This window comes from Halobacillus halophilus DSM 2266, assembly GCF_000284515.1.
GTDB lineage: Bacteria > Bacillota > Bacilli > Bacillales > Halobacillaceae > Halobacillus > Halobacillus halophilus.
This window is the reverse complement of record NC_017668.1, coordinates 2480441-2504097: the sequence shown is the minus strand read 5'-3', so window position 1 is coordinate 2504097 and position 23657 is coordinate 2480441. Positions and strand designations below refer to the sequence as shown.

The following is a 23657-nucleotide window of genomic DNA, read 5'->3' as shown; positions in this document are numbered from 1 at the left end:
AAGTTTAACAAATTATATTATGGAGGAAGCAAATAGTAAACTCAAGTAATATTTAATGAAACGAAAGTAGAACCTTAATCGTACATATAGTATTCAAAAGATATACGGGAGGATGTGTTCATCGTGCTTGCATTTGATTGGATTGCTTTGTTTATTACCTTTTTAGGCACCATGTTTTTAATCGGTGAACTGCTGGTTAACATGAAAGGGATCTTTGCAATTATTGGTTTTGGGTTTATTACCGTTTATTTTTCAAGTTACTTAGCAACAGATATGTTTATCGTTATGATGCTTGTCTATTTTCTTGGCATCATTCTTATGGTTATTGACGGGAAACTCATAAATGATGGCACACTTGCTACGATCGGAGCTGCCATTATGGTTATAGCCGTAGGATTTAGTGCACCTAATTGGGTAGCTGGCCTTTACAGTGTTATTGGAGTCATTCTCGGAGGTGCCGCTTCCCTGCTATTCCTGAAAGTATTTAAACATAGGAAGATGTGGACAAAAATCACCCTCAGGGACCAATTGTCATCAGAAATGGGATACAATTCCATGAAAGAAAGTTATCAGTTCCTTATTGATAAAAGGGGAAAGGCTCTGACTGACATGAGGCCGGTAGGGACAATAAAGATCGAAGAAGAAGATTACAGTGCTGTCTCAAATGGACAGTGGATTTCAAAAGATGATGACATTAAAGTGGTTTCTGTAGATGGAACTAGAATATTAGTGAAAAAGATCTGAATAGCTGAAAATAAATTAAACAATAAGTGCTCGTTAAAACTCTCTATCCCCTTTGATTGGGTAATACAACTCAAAGGGGATAGAGAGTTTATTATTTGAAAAACTAATCAGTGTGTTATTTGCTCTTTAGTTACGGAATTAATGGTTACTTTGCTTGGTTAGATTCTAATGGAGGTCCATTCAATTTAGTTAAGAAGAGGCAGCGCAGTTAGTTAGAAGATGGTTATACTGTACATTTAAACCTGCCTGAAATGCATAATTATCAAGAACCCAATTAACGGGTCTCACGAAAATAGAATTTTGGAAGGAAGACATCAAGAAAGAGGGTTTTAAATAAAGCTTTCTACAGCAGGGAGTTCTTTGCTATATGTACTTAGTTATAAGCTCCTTTTAACAAATGGTTATTACCTCTATATAATCTTAATGTAAATTTAATGTTAAGATTCTCGGATATCCTTTACAAATAAAATATCTTTAGTTAATAATGAGAAAGGTGTTTTAAAAAAAGAGAGAAAATGTAGAAACTTGGATGAAGAAAGGGTGGGGACTAAATGGAGATAGACGTTCAAAAAATGATATTTGAATTTATTGGCGGTCTTGGTATCTTCCTATTTGGTATAAAGTATATGGGAGACGGACTGCAGAAGGTAGCTGGCGATCGCTTACGTGAAATGCTGGATCGCTTTACAAGCAACCCTCTTATGGGCGTGATTGCAGGTGCTGTAGTAACCATTCTGGTTCAAAGCAGCTCGACGACTACGGTTTTAACGGTAGGACTAGTAAACGCTGGGTTTATGACGTTCCGGCAGGCTATTGGAGTCATTATGGGAGCTAATATCGGGACTACCTTTACAGCATTCATTATAGGTATTGATATAAAAGCATATGGTCTTCCAATACTAGCAGTCGGTTCCTTAATGATCTTCTTCTTTAAAAATAAAAAAGTAACCAACCTTGGACAGACGGTCTTTGGATTGGGTGCCCTGTTTTTCGGGCTCGAAACTATGAGTGGTGGTATGAAACCACTTAGATCTTTAGAAGCTTTTAGAGAGCTTACATTAAGTATGAGTGAAAATCCGGTATTAGGAGTAGTAATTGGAACATTGTTCACGGTTATTGTGCAAAGTTCAAGTGCTACCATAGGGATATTGCAAGGATTGTTTGGGGAAGGACTGGTAGATATTCAAGCAGCTCTTCCTGTCCTTTTTGGTGATAACATTGGAACAACTATTACCGCGGTTATAGCGGCTATCGGCGCAAGTGTAGGTGCCAAAAGAGCCGCTTTTGTCCACGTTATCTTTAACGTGCTGGGGGCAACTGTGTTTCTCCTGTTACTCAAACCATTTACAAGTTATGTAGAATGGTTACAAGGATATCTGAACTTAGGGCCGGAAATGACCATTGCCTTTGCACATGGATCTTTTAACATTGCGAATACAGTAGTGCAGTTTCCTTTCGTAGCTGTACTAGCCTGGATAGTTATAAAATTAGTTCCTGGTGAAGATTCCTTAATTGAATTTAAGCCGCAGCATCTAGACCCGATTTTTATTGAGCAATCTCCTTCACTTGCTCTCGATCAGGCAAAAGAAGAAGTAGTTCGAATGGGGCAGTATGCATATAAGGGACTAGAAGAGACAAGTCTATATTTAAATAATAAACAGCAAAAGCATTCGGAAATTGCGATGCAAATTGAGGATGCTCTAAATAATCTGGATCGAAAGATAACCGACTATTTAATTGACTTATCTCAAGCTTCCTTAACTGACGAAGAAAGTCTCAAGCATTCAGCTTTGATGGATTCGGTTAGGGATCTTGAACGGATTGGTGATCACTTTGAAAACATCATTGAACTTATCGATTACAAAAACTCGAATAAAGTTTACTTGACCCCTCAGGCTATTGATGACTTGAATACAATGTTTGATCTTACTTTAATGACTGTGAAACAAGCCACAAAAGCGCTTGAAACCATGAATCGAGAAGAAGCATTAGCGGTCGTTCAAAAAGAAAATGAACTCGATCGAATGGAACGCAGTTACCGTAAAAAACACATCATTCGTTTAAATGAAGGTGTTTGCAATGGACAAGCTGGTATCGTATTCGTTGATATGGTCAGCAATTTAGAACGTATTGGTGACCACGCTGTTAATATTGCTGAAGAAGTCCTGGGAGAAAAAGAAAGTTTATAATCTTATTAAAAGAACAGCTGAGCTAATGCTTCAGCTGTTCTTTTAATAAATTCTGATAGATCTCCATGTTGATATATACAAATACGCTCCCGATTTTGTAAGATTCAGTTTCGAGATGCTTGAGGGAGAAGAGCCCGATAAGAACGAACATGAAAGGAAGAGCTCGTCTTAGTATCACAATTGGACTTAAGACCTCAAGAGGCAGGGCACCAAAACTAGCCTGAAACTGGCAGAGATAAAGAAACACGGAGACCGCTTCTCTATCGAGTTTGGGTGCTGCAGCTGAATAGCTCATCCCCGGAGTTTAGGCTTTTATTTTGCCGCTAGAAATAGTGGAGAATAAGCGCGGAAGAAGGGGAGAGGGATAATATTCAAACGTAGAATTGTTCCGATAGCCAAAACCATCATAAGCTGAACTCAAAAGGGTTGCGCTATGACTTATTAATAGAGTTTCTCGGTGTTGGTACAGGAGTGGTTATTCTCCCACGAACACCTATTCTTCTATGGCATCGTACCCAACGCATATCTCGAAATAAGACGTTTTAAAGAAATTGCCAACAAAGTTTAACAGAACCTTTTAAAAAAGTCTTGCAAGCTTAAAGAGACCATGCTATATTATTCCTGTCGCTAATTTCAGCGCAAAAAAAGTTGTTGACAAAACATTTATTACATGATAAATTATTAAATGTCGCTTCAAACAAGATTTACTCATTTTTACTTAATGGCGGTGTAGCTCAGCTGGCTAGAGCGTACGGTTCATACCCGTGAGGTCGTGGGTTCGATTCCCTCCACCGCCACCATTTTATTACATAATTAAAACTTTTATTACGGCGGTTGTGGCGAAGTGGTTAACGCACCGGATTGTGGTTCCGGCATTCGTGGGTTCGATTCCCATCAGCCGCCCCAAGTGGACCCTTAGCTCAGCTGGTTAGAGCTATCGGCTCATAACCGATCGGTCGCAGGTTCGAGTCCTGCAGGGTCCACCATTATTTTCATACGGAGGAGTACCCAAGTTTGGCTGAAGGGAGCGGTCTTGAAAACCGCCAGGAGCTTTACGGCTCGCGGGGGTTCGAATCCCTCCTCCTCCGCCATGATACATATAATGTAAAATGGTTCATCACAAGATGTTTTTGGAACCAATCAGTGAGTTCTTAAATTTTCAGCTTATCATGGCTCGGTAGCTCAGTCGGTAGAGCAACGGACTGAAAATCCGTGTGTCGGCGGTTCGATTCCGTCCCGAGCCACTTATAAAAGTAATGAAAAACCAAGCCGATCGGCTTGGTTTTTTTATGTTTTAATTTATTCAATACGGGAAACCTTAATAGCGGAAGTCAAAAGTATTCCAAACGGAAAGCTGCATATTATTTGCAAGTACATTTCCGGTTTGATAATGTAAAGTTAAGAAGTTATGCAAAAGCATACTCTTGGTTTTACATATTAATTAAAGGAGGAGTTATACTATGGCCAAATTTGAACTACCAGAACTACCTTATGCTTACGATGCACTAGAACCTACCATCGATAAGGAAACGATGAACATCCACCATACGAAGCACCATAACACTTACGTGACTAAGCTTAACAATGCGTTGGAAGGTCATGCAGATCTTCAGGACAAATCACTGGAAGAATTGTTAGCCAACAATCTTGCAGCTGTACCGGAGGATATTCGTACGCCTGTACGCCGTAATGGAGGCGGACATGCAAACCACAGTCTTTTCTGGACGATTATGTCTCCGAATGGCGGTGGCGAACCAACAGGTGATTTAGCGACTGCGATCAATGATACCTTTGGAAGCTTAGATCAATTTAAAGAAAAATTCGAAACAACCGCTAAAGGTCGTTTCGGTTCAGGCTGGGCCTGGTTAGTCGTAAACAACGGCAGCCTTGAAGTAATCGACACGTTAAATCAGGATTCACCGATTATGGAAGGTAAGACTCCGATCCTTGGACTCGACGTTTGGGAACATGCTTACTATCTGAATTACCAAAATCGTCGCCCTGACTACGCTGCAGCATTCTGGAATGTAGTAAATTGGGATGAAGTAGCAAAACGTTACGATGCAGCTAAATAATAAATTTTAGAGAAAAGACCTGGATTTCCGTCCAGGTCTTTTCTTTTTGTATATCTCTTTTTGTTCTGCCAACACTAAAGTAGAACACAAAGGAGACATGGATATGGTGAGTAGGCTGCGAGCGTGGTTGAGCCACGAAAACGTTTCGAAAGATTTATTGTTGTTGCTTTTAATTGGAGGTTTATACTCCCTCGGGATTTTTTTATCCAGTACATTTGTGAATATTTATTTGTGGAAACAATCAAATAGTTATACGGACATAGCTCTATATAATTTAAGTATTTATGTATTACAGCCCTTAACCTTTATATTTGCTGGTAAATGTGCGAAACATATCGACAGAGTGATCGTTCTTCGTACAGGGGTAATCGTTCTTTCTTTATTTTTCTTAACCGTACTTATTGTAGGGGAGAATGCAGCCAAGTTTAATATCATGCTCGGTGCATTACTTGGCGTGGGGTATGGCTTTTACTGGCTGGCCTACAATGTATTAACTTTTGAGATAACTGAACCTGACACGCGAGACTTTTTTAATGGATTTTTAGGAGTTCTGCAATCTTTAGGCGGGATGACGGGCCCTCTGCTGGCAGGTTTTATTATTTCTCGTTTAAACAACTTCACAGGGTACACGGTTATTTTTGCTGTGTCGTTTGGCCTTTTTATAGTGGCGGTTCTCGTCAGCTTTGGATTATCTAGAAGAAAAGCAAAAGGGAATTTCTCTTTTCGGAGAATCATTAACGAAAGGAAAAATAATCTCAATTGGAAACGTATATTAAATGCACACGTATCCCAGGGGTTTCGAGAAGGGACTTTTTTATTTGCGGTGTCCATATGGATCTTCTTAATGACACGTAACGAATTGTCCTTAGGTTTTTTTAATCTTGTGTATTCTGGATTCTCCTTTCTGTTTTATTTTCTAGTCACCCGTCTTGTTAAACCCAGACGGAGAAAAAAGGCTATTTTTATAGCAGGTCTTTCCCTTTACCTTAGCGTTTTAATTTTGCTGGTAAGTAAAAGCATGGCTTTGTTATTACTCTACGGGGCGATTGCAGGAATCTTCTTTCCTTTATTGTACGTGCCCTATATATCTTTAACTTATGATGTCATCGGCAAGTCATGGAACGCCGGAGAGATGAGAATCGAATACATTGTAGTCAGGGAGCTATTTTTAAACTTGGGGCGAGTTCTCTCCATTATTGTATTCCTGCTCGCAATTGTATTCATTGCTCCTGAGACGGGAATTCCGTATATATTACTACTGGTAGGTGGAGGCCACTTTTTAATTTACTTCTTTATAAAAGATATAGATACTAAAGTAGTTCCGTCTTCTCACAATTGAAACTATCTTCCCACATCGAACGGCTATTATGTAGCAGTAAAATGATGCTATAATATAGGAAGAATTTTGTGGAAATGGGGGACAACATAAATGGTCGGCGATATGAAAAGAGGAAAGAAAAAAACCCATCTTCCTTTTCGTTTAAATATGGTTTTTTTTATTGTATTTCTATTATTTGGGGCGATCATCCTTCAGCTTGGGGTAGTACAAATTCTTAATGGAGAAGAAGCCCAGGATGAAATTGATCGTACAGAAAACACAACTACAAATATACCCGTGCCCAGAGGAGAAATGTACGATCGCTACGGAAGGGTAGTAGTAAACAATGAGCCTCTTTATTCGATAACGTATACTCCGCCTAAGGGAGTAAAACAACTAGATCGTCTAGAACTGGCCGAAAGGTTGGCACAGTATATCAATATGGAGTTTGAAGACAAGCTTAGTACCCGTGACTTAAAAGAATACTTCTTCTTAAAGAATAGAGAAGAAGTGGTTGAGCGTATAAAAGATGAAGATACAAAGGATATGGATAATGGCGAGGTTTACCAGCTTCAGCTCGACAGCATTAAGGAAACTGAAGTGACTTCTTATGACAATCAGACTAAGGAAGTTATCGCCATTAAAAAAGAATTGGACAAAGCATACGCACTTTCCCCTCACATCATAAAGAATTCAAACATTTCCTATGAAGAATATTCTTCCGTGGCGGAGCACTTGGGGAGTCTGCCTGGAATAAACGTTACGTCTGATTGGGAAAGAGAATATCCATATGGTAATACGTTCAGAAATTATGCAGGGAACATAACTTCAAGAGAACAAGGGATTCCACGTGATAATTTAGATTACTTTATGTCATTGGACTACAGTAGAAACGACCGGGTAGGAACGAGCGGTCTTGAACAGCAGTATGAGCAGGTGTTAAAGGGAACTAAAGAAAAAGTTCAGTATGAGATTGATAAAAATAACGATGTTGTTAATTCAAATGTGATACGTGAAGGGGAGAGGGGAAAAGATTTAGTTCTCACCCTCGATGTAGAACTTCAAGAAAAAGTAGACCAAATACTGCGTGAAGAACTTGAGAGTGCTATTCAGGAGGCACCTAATGAAAATAAGCATCTCGAGAATTCAGTAGCGGTTGTGTCTAATCCCAAAACAGGTGAGATTTTAGCCATTTCCGGGCAAAAGTATAATCGAAACTTGGAAGAAGGAGAAGAGCGTTTCTCGGACACCTCTCATCAGGCTGTTTATAACGCGTATATGTCCGGTTCTACGGTCAAAGGAGCAACGATTTTAACAGGTCTGCACGAAGGGGCTATTGATCCTGGACAGACGGTAAATGACCGTGCCATAAAAATCTCTTCGGATCGGGAGAAGTCATCCTATACTTCAAATATTGGAGTGGTAGATGATATAGCGGCTATTCAACAGTCCTCCAACGTTTATATGTATTTCCTTGCCATGTATCTAGGGAAAGAATTTGATTATCAGTACGGACGGCCTATTAGTTTACAAAATGATACGTTTCAAACCTTTTTATATAACTTTAATCAATTTGGTTTAGGAGTGGAAACAGGACTGGATTTTCCATATGAAGAAACCGGTTTTGAGGGGGATAACCCGGCCGATGGTAACATTTTAGACTTCGCTATTGGTCAATACAGCACTTACACGGCCATGCAATTAAATCAGTATGTCTCTACCATAGCTAATGGCGGGAGCAGGCTTAAAATGAAGCTGGTAAAGGAAATTCACGATCCTTCAACTTCTTCTGAAGGATTAGGACCGATCTATAAAGATTATTCACCCGAAATCATTAACCAGCTGGAAATGGATGCCGACTATATTGATCGTGTACAAGAAGGGTTCCGGCAGGTATTCCAGACTAATGAAGGTACAGCAAGCAGTGTGTTTTCGGATCCCCCTTATGCTAAATACAATATGGCGGGAAAAACAGGAACAGCAGAAGCGTCTAAGTCGATACCTGTAAATGGTGGGGAAACCTATCGAAGTAACTTATTGAATAAAACTTTGATCGGCTATGCTCCGCACGATGATCCTGAAATCGCTTTTTCTGTCGTTACTCCATACTTGGGAAATGATACACCTACAACTGGTATAAGTAATAAGATTGGTGCCCGAATAGGAAAAGCATATTTTGATTTAAAGGAAGAAAGAGAAAAAGAAGGTGTGGGGACACAATCACCTCAAGAAAACGCTGAAGAAACACAGGAAGAATAAAGAGCAACCTCATTATAAGACTAGTCGAGTCGTCTCGGCAGTCTTTTTTTTTTGGCCTGAAAAATTAAAAATCGATAAAAATCGACGCATTTACAAAACCTTTACGTTTGATTTATATGTCCTTAAAACTCTTTCTTTAATATATAAAATGTGAGTTGGTCAAGCCGGCATCACATAATACATGTTTAGAAATAGGGGGATAATGAAATGAAAAACTTTAAAAGTTTAGCACTAATGTTTGCATTTATTTTAGTGCTTGGAGTACTTGCTGCATGCGGCGGTTCTGGCGACGATGCCAGCGGTGACGAAGGAAATTCTGAAAGCTCAGGTAGTGAGGGAAGTTCTACTGAAGAATCAGGAGAGGAAGTCGCTGGTCCAATTGCAATTGATGGTTCTTCTACGGTTTACCCAATCATGGAAAACCTTACGTACAGCTATCGTGAAGAGGCTCCAGAAGTTGAGACATCTCTAAACAGCTCAGGTTCCGGCGGTGGTTTCAAGAAATCCACTAAAGGTGAAATTGACCTAAGTAATGCTTCTCGTGAAATTAAAGAAGAAGAGAAGAAAATCGCTGAAGAAAATGGCGTACAGCTTGAGCCCCTAGAACTAGCTTACGATGGTCTTTCTGTAACAGTAAGTTCTAAAAACGATTTTGTTGAAAATCTAACCATCGAACAGCTTAGACAGATTTTCCTTGAATCTTCTGACGCTCAAATGTGGTCTGACATCAATCCGGACTGGCCTGAAGAGCAAATTGAAATTTTCGCTCCAGGACATGACTCAGGTACTTTTGATTACTTCAATGAAGTAGTTCTTGAAGAGAACCCTATGAAAGAAGGAGAAAATACTACTCTTTCTGAAGATGATAACACTCTAGTACGCGGAATTGAAAATAACCCGAACGCAATTGGATTCTTCGGCTATGCTTACTATGCAGCGAATAAGGACTCTCTTAAAGTCCTAGGGATTGCCGAAGGGGATGCTGAACCTGTAAAACCTTCTGGTGAAACAATCCAGGATGGTTCTTATACACCGCTATCCCGTCCACTATTCACTTATGTGAATGTTGAAGCTTATAAGAACAAGCCACAAGTTCGTGACTTTGTTGAGTACACATTAAACAATGCAGGAAAAGCTGCTGAAGAAGTTGGATACGTTGCTCTTCCTGAAGAAAGATATCAAGAACAGCTTGACAAGGCAAAAAGCTGGGCTGAGTAATTGAATTTAAAAATCTAAAAGGGTAGGTGGGACCAGGTACTGGTCTCACCTTGCCTTATGGATGAGAGGAGTTTGACAATGGACAAAGGTTTACAATCAGAGGGAAATAAATTCAATGTCCAGGAATTAATTGAAAGAAATAAACAAAAGACCACGTTTGGACAGCGTATAGAGAAGGTTATCCCGTGGTTTTTACTGTTGTGCGCTATTATCAGTGTCTTGACAACAGTCGGTATATTATTTACTTTATTGCGTGAGTCGATCGGTTTCTTTTCTAATGTATCAATAATTGATTTCTATACAGGGACAAGCTGGTCACCATGGTCAGGAGAGTACGGGGTTGCACCCCTAATTGGGGGAACCTTACTCATTACGCTGATAGCAACAGTTGTCGCTGTGCCGTTAGGTCTTATGTCTGCCATATTTTTGAGTGAGTACGCTAACGACAAGGTGAGACGTGTGATTAAACCCATCTTAGAGGTTTTAGCAGGAATCCCTACTGTCGTTTATGGTTACTTTGCTTTAACGTTCGTCACACCAATGTTCCAGAATATTATTCCAGATCTCGGCATTTTCAACGCTTTGAGTGGTGGATTTGTTGTTGGAATTATGATTATTCCAATGGTAGCATCTTTATCGGAAGATGCCATGAACTCTGTACCAAACGCACTTCGTGAAGGAGCTTACGGCCTTGGAGCGACAAAGCTCGAGGTTGTATATAAGGTAGTACTTCCAGCAGCGCTCTCAGGAATTGTTGCATCGATTGTACTGGCAATTTCACGAGCAATCGGTGAAACGATGATTGTAACGATTGCGGCTGGAGCTACGCCGAACTTAACGTTTGATCCTACGGAGTCTATTCAGACGATGACAGCTTTTATTGTACAGGCTGCTACGGGGGATACAACGTTTGGCTCAACGATCTATTATAGTTTATATGCAGTTGGGATGACGTTATTCGTCTTCACTCTGGGTATGAACTTGTTAGCACAGTATATTTCACGTAAGTTCAGGGAGGAATATTAATGCTTGGGCAAAATGAAGAAGGCATCAAGAAACGGATGGAAGGCAGAGTATTAAAAAATAAGATTATGATGGGGTTATTTTTCTTGGCCACCTCAGTTGGTCTTATTTTTCTAGTACTGCTTTTTTACCGCGTATTGACTCAAGGAATTGGTTATTTAAGCTGGGACTATCTAACAAGTGGTCCCGCTCCTTACCCAGAAGAGGCAGGAATCTGGATAGGGATGATAGGTTCAATTATGTTAATGGCTATAGTTGCGATCTTCTCTGTTATCATCGGGGTAGCGTCAGCTATTTATTTAGAGGAATACGCCTCACAAAACAAATTTACTGAATTTATTAGAGTGAACATCTCAAACTTGGCGGGGGTTCCTTCCATTGTCTTTGGTTTGCTAGGTCTTACATTCTTTGTTTACATTTTTAACTTTGGATATACGCTAATTGCCGGAGGTTTAACGATGGCGTTACTGATTCTTCCGGTTATTGTAGTGGCTTCTCAGGAAGCCTTAAGGTCTGTACCTATTGACCTCCATCAAGCTTCATTAGGAATGGGGGCATCTAAATGGCAGACAATTGCTCGTGTGATTCTGCCCGCAGCGCTACCAGGTATCTTAACGGGGACGATTATTGCCCTTTCAAGAGCTATTGGCGAAACAGCGCCATTAATTATTGTAGGAGCTGCTACAGCTATTTATTCGCTTCCGGATTCTTTGCTTGCCAAATATACGGCTATGCCTATTCAGATTTATAATTGGACAGCAAGACCGCAAGAGGAATGGCAGTTTGTTGCCGGAGCTGGAATTATCATACTCCTGGCAGTTCTCCTACTAATGAACTCGATTGCCGTATTGATTCGTAACAAATTTCAACAGCGTCTTTAATTAAGGATGAGGAGGGTTTCACAATGACTAAAATCAGTGAAGAAACACAGGAAACAAGGACAGGAGGCTTAACTTCAAAGCCTGTCGTTGAGAGAAAAGAGAAACAGAAAAAGGCAGAGGTTAATAATGTTATGCAAGTCGATGACTTGAATTTATGGTACGGAAGCAATCAAGCCCTTTATGAAATCAATATGGACATTCCAGAGAAGCGGGTTACAGCCATTATTGGCCCTTCAGGGTGTGGGAAGTCCACCTTTATAAAAACGTTAAACCGTATGGTAGAGATGGTGCCGATTGTTAAAACTTCCGGTTCTATTAAATATCGTGACCAAAATATTTTTAATGGAGATTTTAAACAGGAATATCTAAGAACTAAAGTAGGGATGGTTTTCCAATCCCCAAACCCATTTCCTAAGTCTGTATATGATAACGTAGCTTATGGTCCAAGGGTACACGGAATTAAGAAGAAAGAAGTTCTTGATGAAATTGTTGAGAAAAGCTTAAAGGATGCGGCCATTTGGGATGAATTGAAAGATCGTTTGGATGCAAATGCTTATGGTCTTTCCGGCGGTCAGCAGCAGCGTGTATGTATTGCTCGTGCACTGGCCGTTGAGCCTGACGTAATTCTGATGGATGAGCCAACTTCTTCACTGGACCCAATTTCTACATCAAAAGTAGAAGAGCTTGTCCAGGAGCTTAAGAAAAAATATAGTATTATTATTGTGACGCACAACATGCAGCAGGCTGCCCGTATTTCTGATAAAACAGCTTTCTTCCTAAACGGAGAATTAGTTGAGTTCGCGGAAACAGATGATTTATTCCAAAACCCTCAAGATAAGCGGACGGAAGATTATATTACAGGACGGTTTGGTTAAGTAAGAGTTTGAGGGGGAAACTAATGGTCTCTATACGCCAACATTTTGAAGATGAATTAAATGATTTGAAAGAAAAGATAAAAGAACTGGCTCTTGATTCTAAATATTCACTTGATACTGCGATTCATGTTTTTTATCAGGGAGATGTTAGTAAAGCTACAAAAATTATTGAAGATGATGCCATTATTGATGCTAAAGAAGATAAAATAAACGAAGATGCGATTTTGCTAATTGCTAAACAGCAGCCAGTCGCTCGTGATCTGAGACGTTTAATAACAGCCATCAAAATATCATCTGATTTGGAACGGATGGCTGACCACGGCACGAATATTGCCAAGGCAACTATTCACCTCGGTGAGGATCATGGAATTGAGATTAATCCGGAACTAAGAGAAATGGCTGTACTAGCCATGGATATGGTTGACTTAGCAGTTAAAGCTTTTGAGTATGAAGATATATCCTTAGCAAGTAAATTAGCAGAAATGGATGATGTGGTAGATAGAAAATATGGGGAAATTGTAAGGGAAACATTAGAATTAACTGCTATAAATCCCCAGCAAATCCAACACATTATGCAAATTTCCTATGTAGCAAGATATATTGAACGCTTTGCTGATCACATCACGAATATAGGGGAGAATATATTCTATCTTGTAAAAGGTCAATCTTATGATTTAAATAAATAAGAAGCAAAAAGCTGTTCATTTGGAACAGCTTTTTGCTTCTTAACGGAGAAAAATAAAGCTAAGTTCGTGAACATCCAGTGTGTTCTTATTTTTAAATGTATGTATGACCACTGCAAAATCATACTTGAAAGGAACAAGGTAATTTGTTAATATTAATAGAGTCTGATGAAATAGATAATATAGTGAAAAGATTGAATTTGGAGGGATAGACAATGCGTGTAAACATTACACTTGCTTGTACTGAAACAGGTGACCGTAATTATATTACTACAAAAAACAAACGTAAAAACCCTGAGCGTTTGGAACTAAGTAAATATAGTCCTCGTCTAGGTAAACACACCTTGCACCGTGAGACTAAATAAAACAGTAGGATTATTTCCTACTGTTTTTTTTATATTATTTCTTCTCAGTCAAGTTCCTGGTACTGTAAGGATCCGTTTCAAGACTATTGGGAACGTTGCGTTAAATGGAAAGGGCTCTTTCTCCCACGGGAGGCTCCTCATTTCCCGACCAGCCTAACTATAATTTTGCGATCGGACCCTTCTGTAGGGGGGGTAGCCTGCTGAATCAGCTTCAAATACTTCTATAGCGCGGTTATTCGCTCTGAAGTGCTAAAAATTATGCTGATCTTACGAGTCCTACCTCTTTGGATAGGATTTTTTTATAGGAGATTTCGAGAACTCTAACGATCTCAAAGGGGCGGAAGGGAACGGCGAAGACTACTGCAAGCTCAAAAGGGATGCGGTTCATTCGTTCCGCCTGAATTTCCTGCTTGTGACGCGAGTGTCTGGGCGAAGAGCTGGCCGAGCCGTCCCCTGGAGCCCCTTTCTCCACACAATATATCGAACTCGAGTCAAAAAAATCCCGCCCGATTGTTTAATAAATCTATTGTAAAAATTGGCTAGAGCCTTATATTTAAGACTTTTCAACGTCAACTGTTTATTTTATTTTTAAGATAGACAATTCTAAAAGGAGATTGGGGTTATGGATAAAAAAGAGTGTAGAAGAATAGGTAAGCAAACATTGAATAACCTTTCCAGGGATAATAAAAATTCGATTCAAAAGGCCCTATATCAGCACTTGTTCAAAAGTGATCTATGGAAAAATGCGAAAATGATAGGAATGACTATATCTCAGGAACATGAATGGTCTACATATCCTATTATTGATCAAGGGTGGAAGGAGCATAAGCAGGTAGTTGTGCCAAAATGTATTCCTAAGACTAGAGAGATGGATTTTTATAAACTGGAAGATTATGGTCAGTTAGAAACCGTTTATTTTGGATTGAAAGAACCAGATCCTGCTGCTGCAGTGAAGGTAAAAAAGGAAGAGATTCATTTACTTTTAGTCCCTGGACTGCTTTTTGATAACTATGGCTACAGAATAGGTTATGGTGGTGGGTATTATGATAGGTTTTTAGAGGAATTTGATGGAGAGACGATCATGATCGCTTCAGAGGCACAGAAGGTCTCTTCTCTGCCAATAGAGAAGTTTGACCAGAGAGTGGATCATATCCTTACGGAAAGCGGGTTATTTAATACCAGACAGCCTTAACAAAACGTTCATAAAGAATGAGAGTGCGCGTCGCATAATTTCTATAGTATGATTTACAATGAGAGTAACAAAAATTCAAGGGGGAGTTGATGGCATGGAGCGAGTAAACCGAGTTGCCTTGATAGGTACAGGTGCCGTAGGGTCTAGTTATGCATTCGCCTTATTGAATCAAGGTGTTGCAGACGAATTAGTACTTATTGATTTAAATAAGGAGAAGTCTGAAGGAGATGCCATGGATTTAAATCATGGATTAGCTTTTGCGCCTTCCAATAAGAAAATCTGGTTTGGTAATTATGAGGACTGCAGTTCTGCTGATATCGTGGTCATTACGGCCGGAGCTAATCAAAAGCCTGGTGAAACTCGTTTAGATCTTGTCGAAAAAAACACATCCATCTTTAAATCCATTGTTGAATCCGTCATGACCAGCGGGTTTGATGGTATTTTCTTAGTTGCTACAAATCCAGTGGACATTCTAACTTATATGACTTGGCAGTTTTCAGGTCTCCCAGTCCATCGAGTGATCGGTTCAGGAACAATATTGGATACCGCTAGACTGAGATTTCAATTAAGCGAGTACTTTGAAGTGGACTCGAAAAATATTCATGCTTACATTATGGGAGAGCACGGAGATTCTGAACTACCCGTTTGGAGCCATGCTAATGTAGCGGGGCGCTCTATATTTGATCGCATACATGACCATCCTGAAAAATATGATGTAGAGGATCTCGACTCCATCTTTGCACAAGTAAGAGATGCTGCCTATCATATTATTGAGCGTAAAGGGGCTACTCACTACGGGATAGCTATGGGACTCGTTCGCCTCACTCGTGCCATACTGCACAATGAGAATGCTGTATTAACGATTTCAGGTTATCTACAAGGAGAGTATGGAGAAGAGGATTTGTATATAGGTGTACCGGCTATTATTAATAGGAAAGGCATAAAGGAAATAATTCAGTTAAACCTTGATCCTGAAGAGAAGCAAAAATTCAGCCGTTCCGCATCTATCTTGAAGGAATCAATGGAACCTGTCCTAAATAAATATAAGGATGCATAACGATTGTAGATCTGGTGAAAATAGACTCATCAACTAAAGTTTAAAATGAGGTGGATGAGTTGCACCCAATTCTGAAAGGGACTTTGTTAGTGAGCTCCATACTTTACGGAGCTTTTAAGTTTCGTTATCGTTTACTAGATATTGTTACAAAAATACCTCTACTTAGAAGAGGCTTGGTTAAAACTTCTATGAGTGTTCCGTGGGTAAGAAGGAAGTTGCTTGCCCAGATGTTTCAAAGACCTGACTCTAAGCTGCCTTAAAGGCAGCTTTTTTTGTCAATCGTACTTATGGCGAGGGTTGATTTCATCATGATATGATAAAGAGTATCAAGGAGGTGAGTCTTTGTTTATTGAACAGGATTTTTATTTCTGGAAGGTAACTCATGATCTTGTGCTGAATCAAGGGTGTGAAGTTCTTCATATTAATACAGAACATAAAGAAGCTTGGCTTGAGTACTCAGGTAAGTGGAAGAACCACGTGATTCGAATCAAATATAAGCAAATTAATTGGAGAAATGAACTAAAAAGAGATCTTCAAGTTACATATCAGCAGTTAAAGCAAAATCGGCAAATTTATCGCGGCGGAAATGTTATCCTGCATACAATTTATGTATCTGAATTTCCTCCTGTTGAGGAATGGGAAAATGTAGTTTCAGAAATGAATGAAGATAAGAAGTTAAACGTTCACTTATATTATTTTTCAGACGAGAATAAAGATAAAGAACGGAAGCGGTTTTATGAAGCTTTAAGACTCGATGAACCTGTGCTGGAACAAAGAATATCGCATAATGAAATGGAAGCCATGATTCCTTATTTAAAGCAGCAAATTGTATCAAGTCATCGAAAAAAGCAGCAGGAAGTACAGTCGCTATTTCAATTCGGCAAACCTCAGATGACTTACATTTTACTGGCTGTAAATATTCTTCTATTCATGTTTGTGGAATCTCAGGGTAGTACGACATCCGTTTCTACATTGATTGAATTTGGCGCAAAATATAATCCGGCCATCATGGAAGGTGAATGGTGGCGCATAGGATCCTCAATGTTTCTACACATAGGTTTGCTTCACCTCTTGATGAATATGCTCGCTTTGTATTATATCGGCATCGCGGTTGAACGCATTTATGGAACCTGGCGCTTTTCCGTGATTTATCTTTTGGCCGGTATTTTTGGAGGAGTTGCAAGTTTTATGTTAAATCCTCACGTAGCGGCCGGTGCTTCCGGTGCTATTTTTGGATTATTTGGTGCTTTGCTTTATTTTGGAGTTCGTCATAGACAATTGTTTTTTAAAACGATGGGTTGGAATTTAATCTTCGTTATTGCATTAAATATTGCTTTTGGAATTATGGTTCCTCAAGTCGATAATGGCGCTCATATGGGAGGCTTAATTGGAGGCTTTATCGCTTCCGCTGGATTTAACCTGCCTAAGCGAAACGACAAGTGGCTCCAGGGCATTGCTCTTACTGGCTATATCGTAATTCTGGGCACCATGGCCTTTATAGGAAGTGAAGGGCTGTTTAACGATGGCGAGAGAATGGGGCAAGTACAGCAAACACAAGATTTGAACGAGAGTGGAGATTACACCCAGGTGGTTTCGATAACCTCTGAAGCTTTAGCTGATCCTGGTAGATATGAAGCAGAATTGAGGTTTAATCGATCCTACGCTTATAATCAATTAAGTAAACCTGAAAAAGCGATTGAGGATTTAAAAAAAGTCGTTGAGCTCTCCCCTGATATGGGGGAGGCTCATTATAACTTAGCTCTGCTTTATCAGCAAAAGGGAGAAAAAAATAAGGCTATAGAGCATGCCCGAACAGCAGCAGATTTAAGACCTGAGAATCAGGATTTCCAGGAATTAACCGAGGATCTTCAATAGTATTGAATTAATTGATGTTTTTTTCCTTTATCATCTTCAAACAGAACCATTAAATGTTTTCCATTATTATCAAAAAGAATTAAAGGAATATAACTTTGAATAGGATGAGACGATTCCGCATTGGAAATCCCCAAAATATAATTTTTGTACAGCCCTTCCCATAGCTGACCTTTTATACGTTCGTAGTTTTCTTCTGTGGTCCCTGGGAAGGGTTTTCCTTTAAACTCGCCGAGGTGCGTTAAAGGTACAAGAGTATATTGATTTTTAGGAATTTGATAATACCGAAGCAGTTCGTGCCACTGGGCTTCGAGTTGCTGTGTGATGCTATGGTCCAGTGTCTCTTTCCACTCTTTTTCTTCAGGAGTGGAAGGTACATGAAAGGAAGACCGTTTGGTTAGCGGTGAATCAATTACATAAAGAGTGGCGTTTGAAGTAGCCTGGATACTTTGAATTGGTTTTTCTCCTTCATGAATTTCCCCATGGTGAAAGCTAATCGCCTCATACCTCTTACTATCCTCTCCATGAAGGCTGGTTTTTTTTTCTATTACAGAAGCATTTTCCTTCCACTTATTCATGATGCCTTTTAACCTTCCATTAACATATAATAACGATACGTCTTGTCTTAAATACATAGATTGATTGCTATCCGAAAACATCTCCCATTTTATTTCGTACTCATCTTCATCCTGTGGAGATTCAAATTCCAATTTAGTGTCATAAGAACTGAAGGTGCTTGATTGAGCCAGCGGGAAGTATTTGATAACAGCATCATCTCTGAAATAACTTGAATAAAGAGCTAGTACAATCACGAATACTAATGGACCCAATACCCAGTACAGCCATACTTTTTTCATAAGGTCACCTCCTTCGTCACCTATTCAGTATTTAAGCAGTATATAGATAGTTATGAAGAAAAAGAGGAGGACATGCGTCAAAAGTTAAGTATGCTTGAACCCAATTTGTTTATATAAGTATGTTTTCTTGAATTTAACAAAAGCTAACTTCTATGAGGAATGGAAGAAGGTGCGACATGGAAGAGAAACAACTTTTATTTGATAATTATGAAAAGAATGTGGCCTACCTCCGCGATCGTCTAGGGGTTGAAGAAAGCTTTGATATGATTCATCTAGACCTTGTTTATGCAGGCAGAGGTATGTCTCTATTTATGGTCGATGGTTTTGTTAAAGACGATATTCTTCACTATTTAATGAAGCTTCTTTCAAAACTGGACCCTGACCAATTAGATCCTGACCCTTTAACTAAGCTCCTGGAGACACACCTTCCTTATATTGAATTAGATAAGGAAAAAGATCTTAATAAAGCAGCGGACACAGTTTTAGCGGGACCTACGGTGTTAGTGGTAGAGGGTATGGAAGAAATCATAATAATTGATGCCCGGACCTACCCTGTTCGCGGTCCTCAAGAACCTGATTTAGAAAGAGTAGTCAGGGGTTCAAGAGATGGGTTTGTAGAAACCATTGTTTTTAATACGGCTCTTACGAGAAGGCGGATCAGAGATCGATCATTGCGTATGGAATATACTCAAATCGGTCGTAGATCACAAACAGACGTCTGTTTATGTTACTTAAAGGATATTGCAGATCCTGAACGTATTGAGCATTTGCAGAGAGTCCTTCAAGAAATAGATACTGATGCTCTGCCAATGGCTGAAAAAACAATTGAAGAGTTTATAAGCGGCCAGCATTGGAATCCTTATCCAGTCATTCGCTATACAGAGAGGCCAGATACAGCAGCAGCACATCTTTATGAAGGACATATCCTAATCATTATAGATGGTTCTCCTAGTGTTATGATTACGCCGGCAACCTTCTGGCACCATCTCCAGCACGCAGAAGAATATCGTCAGAAACCACTTGTAGGAGCCTACCTGCGCTGGATTCGATTCATTGCGTTTATTTCTTCCATTTTTATTCTGCCTCTTTACTTCTTGTTTTCCATGCAGCCTGACCTTCTGCCGGAAAACTTATCATTCATTGGACCAACCGACTCTGGGGTAGTGCCTCTACTTTTACAATTTTTAATTGCTGAAGTAGGCATTGACATGTTAAGGATGGCCGCTATTCATACACCATCTTCCTTAGCTACAGCACTCGGACTTGTGGCGGCTATTTTAATTGGGCAAGTGGCTGTAGATGTAGGACTTTTCTCGAGTGAAGTAGTATTGTATTTATCTTTGGCAGCAATAGGTACTTTTGCGACTCCAAGTTATGAAATTGGACTTGCTGATCGATTATCAAGACTTGCACTATTACTCATTACAGGTTTTTTCGGAGTGAAAGGATATGTCATAGGAGTTACACTCTGGTTAATTTACCTGTCACGTATGCAGACCTTTAAAACCCCTTATTTATGGCCTTTTCTTCCTTTTGCCTGGAAACCGTTCCGAGATGTGCTCTTCCGTTCTCCGATTCCCTTGAAAAATAGACGACCGGCTTTCTTGCATCCTAAAGACCCTGACCGATGAATAGGTCAGGGTTTTACGTTTTCATTCCACGCTGCTATTGGTATAATGGATTCGGTGATGAAATTATGAAAACGATTTACGATATTCAGCAGCACTTAAAAAAGTTTGGTACTTATATCTACGTAGGTGATCGACTGGCTGATTTAGAGTTGATGGAAGATGAAGTAAAAGAGCTTTATCGCTCACAGTGTATGGAGAAAGAAGATTTTCAAATGGCTCTTTTATTATTAAGAGGAGAAATAGCGAGGGAAAAAGATCGTCAGCAAGGGGAGGAACGTTAAATGGAAAAAAATATTTTTCTTGCCGCTGATATCGGCGGTACTACGGTGAAACTCGCAGTGATTAAAGACAGTGGGGAAATTGTTAAAAAATGGGAAATTAATACAGATAGAGAAAATGGTGGAGAGAGGATCCCTGAAGATATTCATCATGCCTTTGAGGATTCTTTAGAAGAGTTACATATTGATAAGAATCAAGTCGCCGGTATTGGTGCCGGAGCACCAGGTTTTGTTGATCCAAATAGCGGTTTTATCCACGAAGCAGTAAATATCGGTTGGAAAAATTATGATTTTGGGGCCATATTGAGTGAATGGACCGGTTTTCCTGTATGGGTGGATAACGATGCCAATCTTGCAGCTTTAGGAGAAAAGTGGCTGGGAGCTGGTGAAGGAGCCCGTGAACTAATTGCTGTAACCTTAGGCACTGGTGTTGGGGGAGGTATTATAGCTAATGGCGAGATTTTAAACGGAGTTAATGGTACCGCAGGTGAAATTGGACATATTACAGTAGTACCTGAAGGCGGAGCTCCTTGTAATTGCGGTAAAACTGGCTGCCTGGAAACGTTAGCTTCAGCCACAGGAATTGTTAGATTAGCGAAAGAGAGTATCGAAACTATTCCTGCAAGCATCTTACGAAACATCCCGTCTGATCAGCTGACAGCAAAAGATGTATTTGAAGCTGCACAGCAGGGAGATGAAGCAGCAGGTGCAGTGATTGAAAAAGTTACGGACCTGCTGGGAATGACAATTGCCAATCTTGCTATTGCGATTAATCCTGAAAAAATTGTAATAGGCGGGGGAGTTTCGCAGGCTGGAAGTCAATTGTTAGATCCCTTGAAAGTAGCTTATAAAAAATATGCTTTACGAAGAACATTTGCAGCAACAAGCTTCGATTTGGCAAAGTTAGGTAATGATGCCGGAGTAATCGGAGCGGCATTTCTAGTTAAAACGAATCAATAAGAGGTGGAGCTGCCTAAGCTCCACCTTTCTTTTCATATAATAGCAGTTCTCATACATATAGTGGATAATGTCGGGTGCATTACTTACGCTTAACAATCATCTAACAAATTTCTTAAAACCTACTTTTTTTGAAACTTTTGTGATAGAATTTTCGTCATACACAATGAAACTGTTTAATAAAACATTATAAGTGGAAATTGTAAAGGAAGTTAGAAGATCTGGTTAAATAAAAGTAAAAAGAATTAACCAGAGGGGTGTACTTTTGAGGAGGAACCAACATGCAAATGAATAAGTTTCGCATGCCTTTATTTATAATAGCTACGATTTTATTTGGAATAAAGACATATCTAGTGTACCGGCTTATGTTCGACTTATCCATTGAAAATCCATTACAGGAATTTATTCTGCTGATAAATCCAATCGCGAGTGCCTACCTCATTTTTGCTATAAGTGTTTGGCTCAATCCTGCACGACAGATGAAATACTTGAGATGGACCTCTCTTATTGGATCACTTATCCTGTTTATTAATTTAATATTCTACCGAAATTTTACAGATTTTATTACTATCCCGGTTCTTTTTCAAGGAAATAATGCAGCAGATCTCACCGGAAGCTTTTTAACGCTTCTGCATATGCAGGATGTTCTTCTGTTTTTGGATGTTGCAATTATTTGGTATTTAAGTAAAAAGAAATTTAATTTATCCATTAATTTACCTCAAACTGGTAAAATTGCAGCTACAGCCGTTACTTTCCTCCTGCTAGCTGGAAATGTAGTACTCGCTGAAATGGAACGACCTATGCTTTTTGTGCGCGCTTTTGATAGAGAATATCTTGTGAAGAATATTGGCGTGTACAATTACCATTTATACGATGCTTCTATGCAAACTAAAACAAAAGCTCAGCGTGTACTTGCGGACGGAAGTGAAATCAGTGAAATTGAGTCGTATTTAGACAGGAACTCTCCGGATGGTAATAACAAGGATGTGCCTTTATACGGAATTGCAGAAGATAAAAATGTGATTTTTGTCAGTGTTGAATCTTTCCAAAACTTCTTATTTGACTCTGAAATTAATGGCACAGAAGCAACCCCTTTTCTTAACGACTTAAAAGAAAGCAAAGACACCATATGGTTTAAGAACTTTTATCATCAGACAGCACAGGGGAAAACATCCGATTCCGAGTTTATCATTGAGAATTCTTTGTATCCACTCGGAAGGGGAGCCGTCTATTTCACACATGCGCAGAATGAATATCATTCCCTACCGGAAATTTTAAATAATGAAAGCTATGAAACATCTGTATTCCATGCAAATAACAAAAGTTTTTGGAACAGAGAGGTCATGTACGACAATCTTGGTTACGATCAATTTTATGGTGAACAATCCTTTGAAGTCACGTCGGAGAATTCGTTTGGCTGGGGACTTGAAGATAAAGCCTTCTTTGATCAATCCATTAAGTACTTGAAAGAACAGGAGCAGCCTTTCTACAGCAAGTTTATAACGTTAACGCACCACTTCCCTTTTGAACTACCGGAAGAAAAAGCGAATATTGATCAGTATGATTCTGGCTCTAAGACTCTGAATCATTATTTTCAAACAGCACGCTATACGGATGAAGCATTGCAGTCATTCATCCAGGAGCTGAAGGATTCTGGTATTTATGAAGATTCAATCATTGTTTTAATGGGGGATCACTACGGAATTAGTGAATTTCATAATAAAGCAATTGGAGAATTTCTTGGAAAAGAAATTAACGCCTATGAGCACACTCAACTTCAACGAGTACCCTTCATGATTCATATTCCAGGATATGAAAATGGAGAAATACGTGAAGAGGTGGTAGGGCAAATTGATGTTAAACCAACTCTGTTACATTTATTAGGGATTAACAATGAAGAGGACCTCACCTTTGGAGACAACATGTTTGCAGAAAAAGGCAAGGATTTCATTGCTATGAGAGATGGAAGCTTTGTGAGTGAAGAATATATTTTCGCCGATGGAACTTGCTTTGACCGTGAGAGCGGAGCCCCTTTAGAAGAAGAGGAAGCAAATCAATGTACTCCTATTAAAGAGAAGGTCGATCAGGAACTACAGTATTCAGACAACATTATTTACGGTGATTTGTTCCGGTTTTATGATTTCGGACAGAGTGAAGATCAATAATTGTAAATTTAAGAGCCG

19 protein-coding genes and 5 tRNA genes are annotated in these 23657 nt (G+C 39.4%); 23 read left to right on the top strand and 1 reads right to left on the bottom strand.

What is annotated here, in order from left to right:
* Positions 1 to 123: 123 nt before the first annotated feature.
* From HBHAL_RS12395 to HBHAL_RS12300, 19 genes are all read left to right on the top strand, one after another.
* The gene (locus HBHAL_RS12395) at positions 124 to 744 is read left to right on the top strand and encodes an NfeD family protein (RefSeq protein WP_014643772.1); all 621 of its coding nucleotides are present in this window, start codon (positions 124 to 126) and stop codon (positions 742 to 744) included.
* 551 nt (positions 745 to 1295) lie between these two features.
* Positions 1296 to 2933: a Na/Pi cotransporter family protein gene (locus HBHAL_RS12390; RefSeq protein ID WP_014643771.1), complete on the top strand. Its 1638-nt coding sequence runs from the start codon at positions 1296 to 1298 to the stop codon at positions 2931 to 2933.
* 723 nt (positions 2934 to 3656) lie between these two features.
* A tRNA-Met gene (locus tag HBHAL_RS12380) sits at positions 3657 to 3733 on the top strand.
* A 30-nt stretch (positions 3734 to 3763) separates the two neighbouring features.
* A tRNA-His gene (locus tag HBHAL_RS12375) sits at positions 3764 to 3839 on the top strand.
* A 3-nt stretch (positions 3840 to 3842) separates the two neighbouring features.
* A tRNA-Ile gene (locus tag HBHAL_RS12370) sits at positions 3843 to 3919 on the top strand.
* A 12-nt stretch (positions 3920 to 3931) separates the two neighbouring features.
* Positions 3932 to 4024 (top strand) — tRNA-Ser (locus HBHAL_RS12365).
* An 80-nt stretch (positions 4025 to 4104) separates the two neighbouring features.
* A tRNA-Phe gene (locus HBHAL_RS12360) sits at positions 4105 to 4177 on the top strand.
* A 216-nt stretch (positions 4178 to 4393) separates the two neighbouring features.
* Positions 4394 to 5008 carry a superoxide dismutase gene (locus tag HBHAL_RS12355; RefSeq protein WP_014643770.1) on the top strand — a complete coding sequence of 205 codons (615 nt, stop codon included), beginning with the start codon at positions 4394 to 4396 and terminating at the stop codon, positions 5006 to 5008.
* 103 nt (positions 5009 to 5111) lie between these two features.
* Complete coding sequence (locus tag HBHAL_RS12350; RefSeq protein ID WP_014643769.1) at positions 5112 to 6347, top strand: MFS transporter; 1236 nt, start codon at positions 5112 to 5114, stop codon at positions 6345 to 6347.
* Between the two features lie 90 nt (positions 6348 to 6437).
* Positions 6438 to 8585, top strand: a complete 2148-nt coding sequence (locus HBHAL_RS12345) for a peptidoglycan D,D-transpeptidase FtsI family protein (RefSeq protein ID WP_014643768.1) — start codon at positions 6438 to 6440, stop codon at positions 8583 to 8585.
* A gap of 207 nt (positions 8586 to 8792) precedes the next feature.
* Complete coding sequence (locus tag HBHAL_RS12340; protein WP_014643767.1) at positions 8793 to 9803, top strand: phosphate ABC transporter substrate-binding protein PstS family protein; 1011 nt, start codon at positions 8793 to 8795, stop codon at positions 9801 to 9803.
* Between the two features lie 78 nt (positions 9804 to 9881).
* Positions 9882 to 10829, top strand: coding sequence for a phosphate ABC transporter permease subunit PstC (pstC, locus tag HBHAL_RS12335; protein WP_014643766.1), 948 nt, complete (start codon positions 9882 to 9884; stop codon positions 10827 to 10829).
* On the top strand, positions 10829 to 11707 hold the full coding sequence (pstA, locus tag HBHAL_RS12330; RefSeq protein WP_014643765.1) for a phosphate ABC transporter permease PstA: 879 nt from the start codon (positions 10829 to 10831) through the stop codon (positions 11705 to 11707). Before pstC ends, pstA begins: the two co-directional genes overlap by 1 nt.
* Positions 11708 to 11838: 131 nt before the next feature.
* Positions 11839 to 12582: a phosphate ABC transporter ATP-binding protein PstB gene (pstB, locus tag HBHAL_RS12325; protein ID WP_396253239.1), complete on the top strand. Its 744-nt coding sequence runs from the start codon at positions 11839 to 11841 to the stop codon at positions 12580 to 12582.
* Between the two features lie 23 nt (positions 12583 to 12605).
* Entirely contained in the window at positions 12606 to 13268 is a 663-nt protein-coding gene (phoU, locus tag HBHAL_RS12320) for a phosphate signaling complex protein PhoU (RefSeq protein WP_014643763.1), read from the top strand.
* A gap of 212 nt (positions 13269 to 13480) precedes the next feature.
* Entirely contained in the window at positions 13481 to 13630 is a 150-nt protein-coding gene (rpmG, locus tag HBHAL_RS12315; protein ID WP_014643761.1) for a 50S ribosomal protein L33, read from the top strand.
* Between the two features lie 622 nt (positions 13631 to 14252).
* A complete protein-coding gene (locus tag HBHAL_RS12310; RefSeq protein ID WP_014643759.1) occupies positions 14253 to 14822 on the top strand; it encodes a 5-formyltetrahydrofolate cyclo-ligase in 570 nt (189 codons plus the stop codon).
* Positions 14823 to 14916: 94 nt separating this feature from the next.
* The gene (locus HBHAL_RS12305) at positions 14917 to 15879 is read left to right on the top strand and encodes an L-lactate dehydrogenase (RefSeq protein WP_014643758.1); all 963 of its coding nucleotides are present in this window, start codon (positions 14917 to 14919) and stop codon (positions 15877 to 15879) included.
* 342 nt (positions 15880 to 16221) lie between these two features.
* A complete protein-coding gene (locus tag HBHAL_RS12300) occupies positions 16222 to 17754 on the top strand; it encodes a rhomboid family protein (protein ID WP_014643757.1) in 1533 nt (510 codons plus the stop codon).
* On the opposite strand, the gene HBHAL_RS12295 is transcribed toward HBHAL_RS12300, so the two are convergent.
* On the bottom strand, positions 17748 to 18608 hold the full coding sequence (locus HBHAL_RS12295; protein WP_014643756.1) for a hypothetical protein: 861 nt from the start codon (positions 18606 to 18608) through the stop codon (positions 17748 to 17750). The two genes, HBHAL_RS12300 and HBHAL_RS12295, sit on opposite strands and share 7 nt — an antisense overlap.
* Positions 18609 to 18784: 176 nt before the next feature.
* Here HBHAL_RS12295 and HBHAL_RS12290 point away from each other — a divergent pair, with 176 nt between their 5' ends.
* From HBHAL_RS12290 to HBHAL_RS12275, 4 genes are all read left to right on the top strand, one after another.
* Positions 18785 to 20239, top strand: a complete 1455-nt coding sequence (locus HBHAL_RS12290) for a spore germination protein (RefSeq protein ID WP_014643755.1) — start codon at positions 18785 to 18787, stop codon at positions 20237 to 20239.
* A 65-nt stretch (positions 20240 to 20304) separates the two neighbouring features.
* Positions 20305 to 20520, top strand: a complete 216-nt coding sequence (locus HBHAL_RS12285; protein WP_014643754.1) for a YqgQ family protein — start codon at positions 20305 to 20307, stop codon at positions 20518 to 20520.
* The gene (locus HBHAL_RS12280; protein WP_014643753.1) at positions 20521 to 21477 is read left to right on the top strand and encodes an ROK family glucokinase; all 957 of its coding nucleotides are present in this window, start codon (positions 20521 to 20523) and stop codon (positions 21475 to 21477) included. It abuts the gene before it with no gap.
* Positions 21478 to 21755: 278 nt separating this feature from the next.
* Positions 21756 to 23639, top strand: a complete 1884-nt coding sequence (locus HBHAL_RS12275; RefSeq protein WP_014643752.1) for an LTA synthase family protein — start codon at positions 21756 to 21758, stop codon at positions 23637 to 23639.
* The last annotated feature ends 18 nt before the right edge of the window (positions 23640 to 23657 follow it).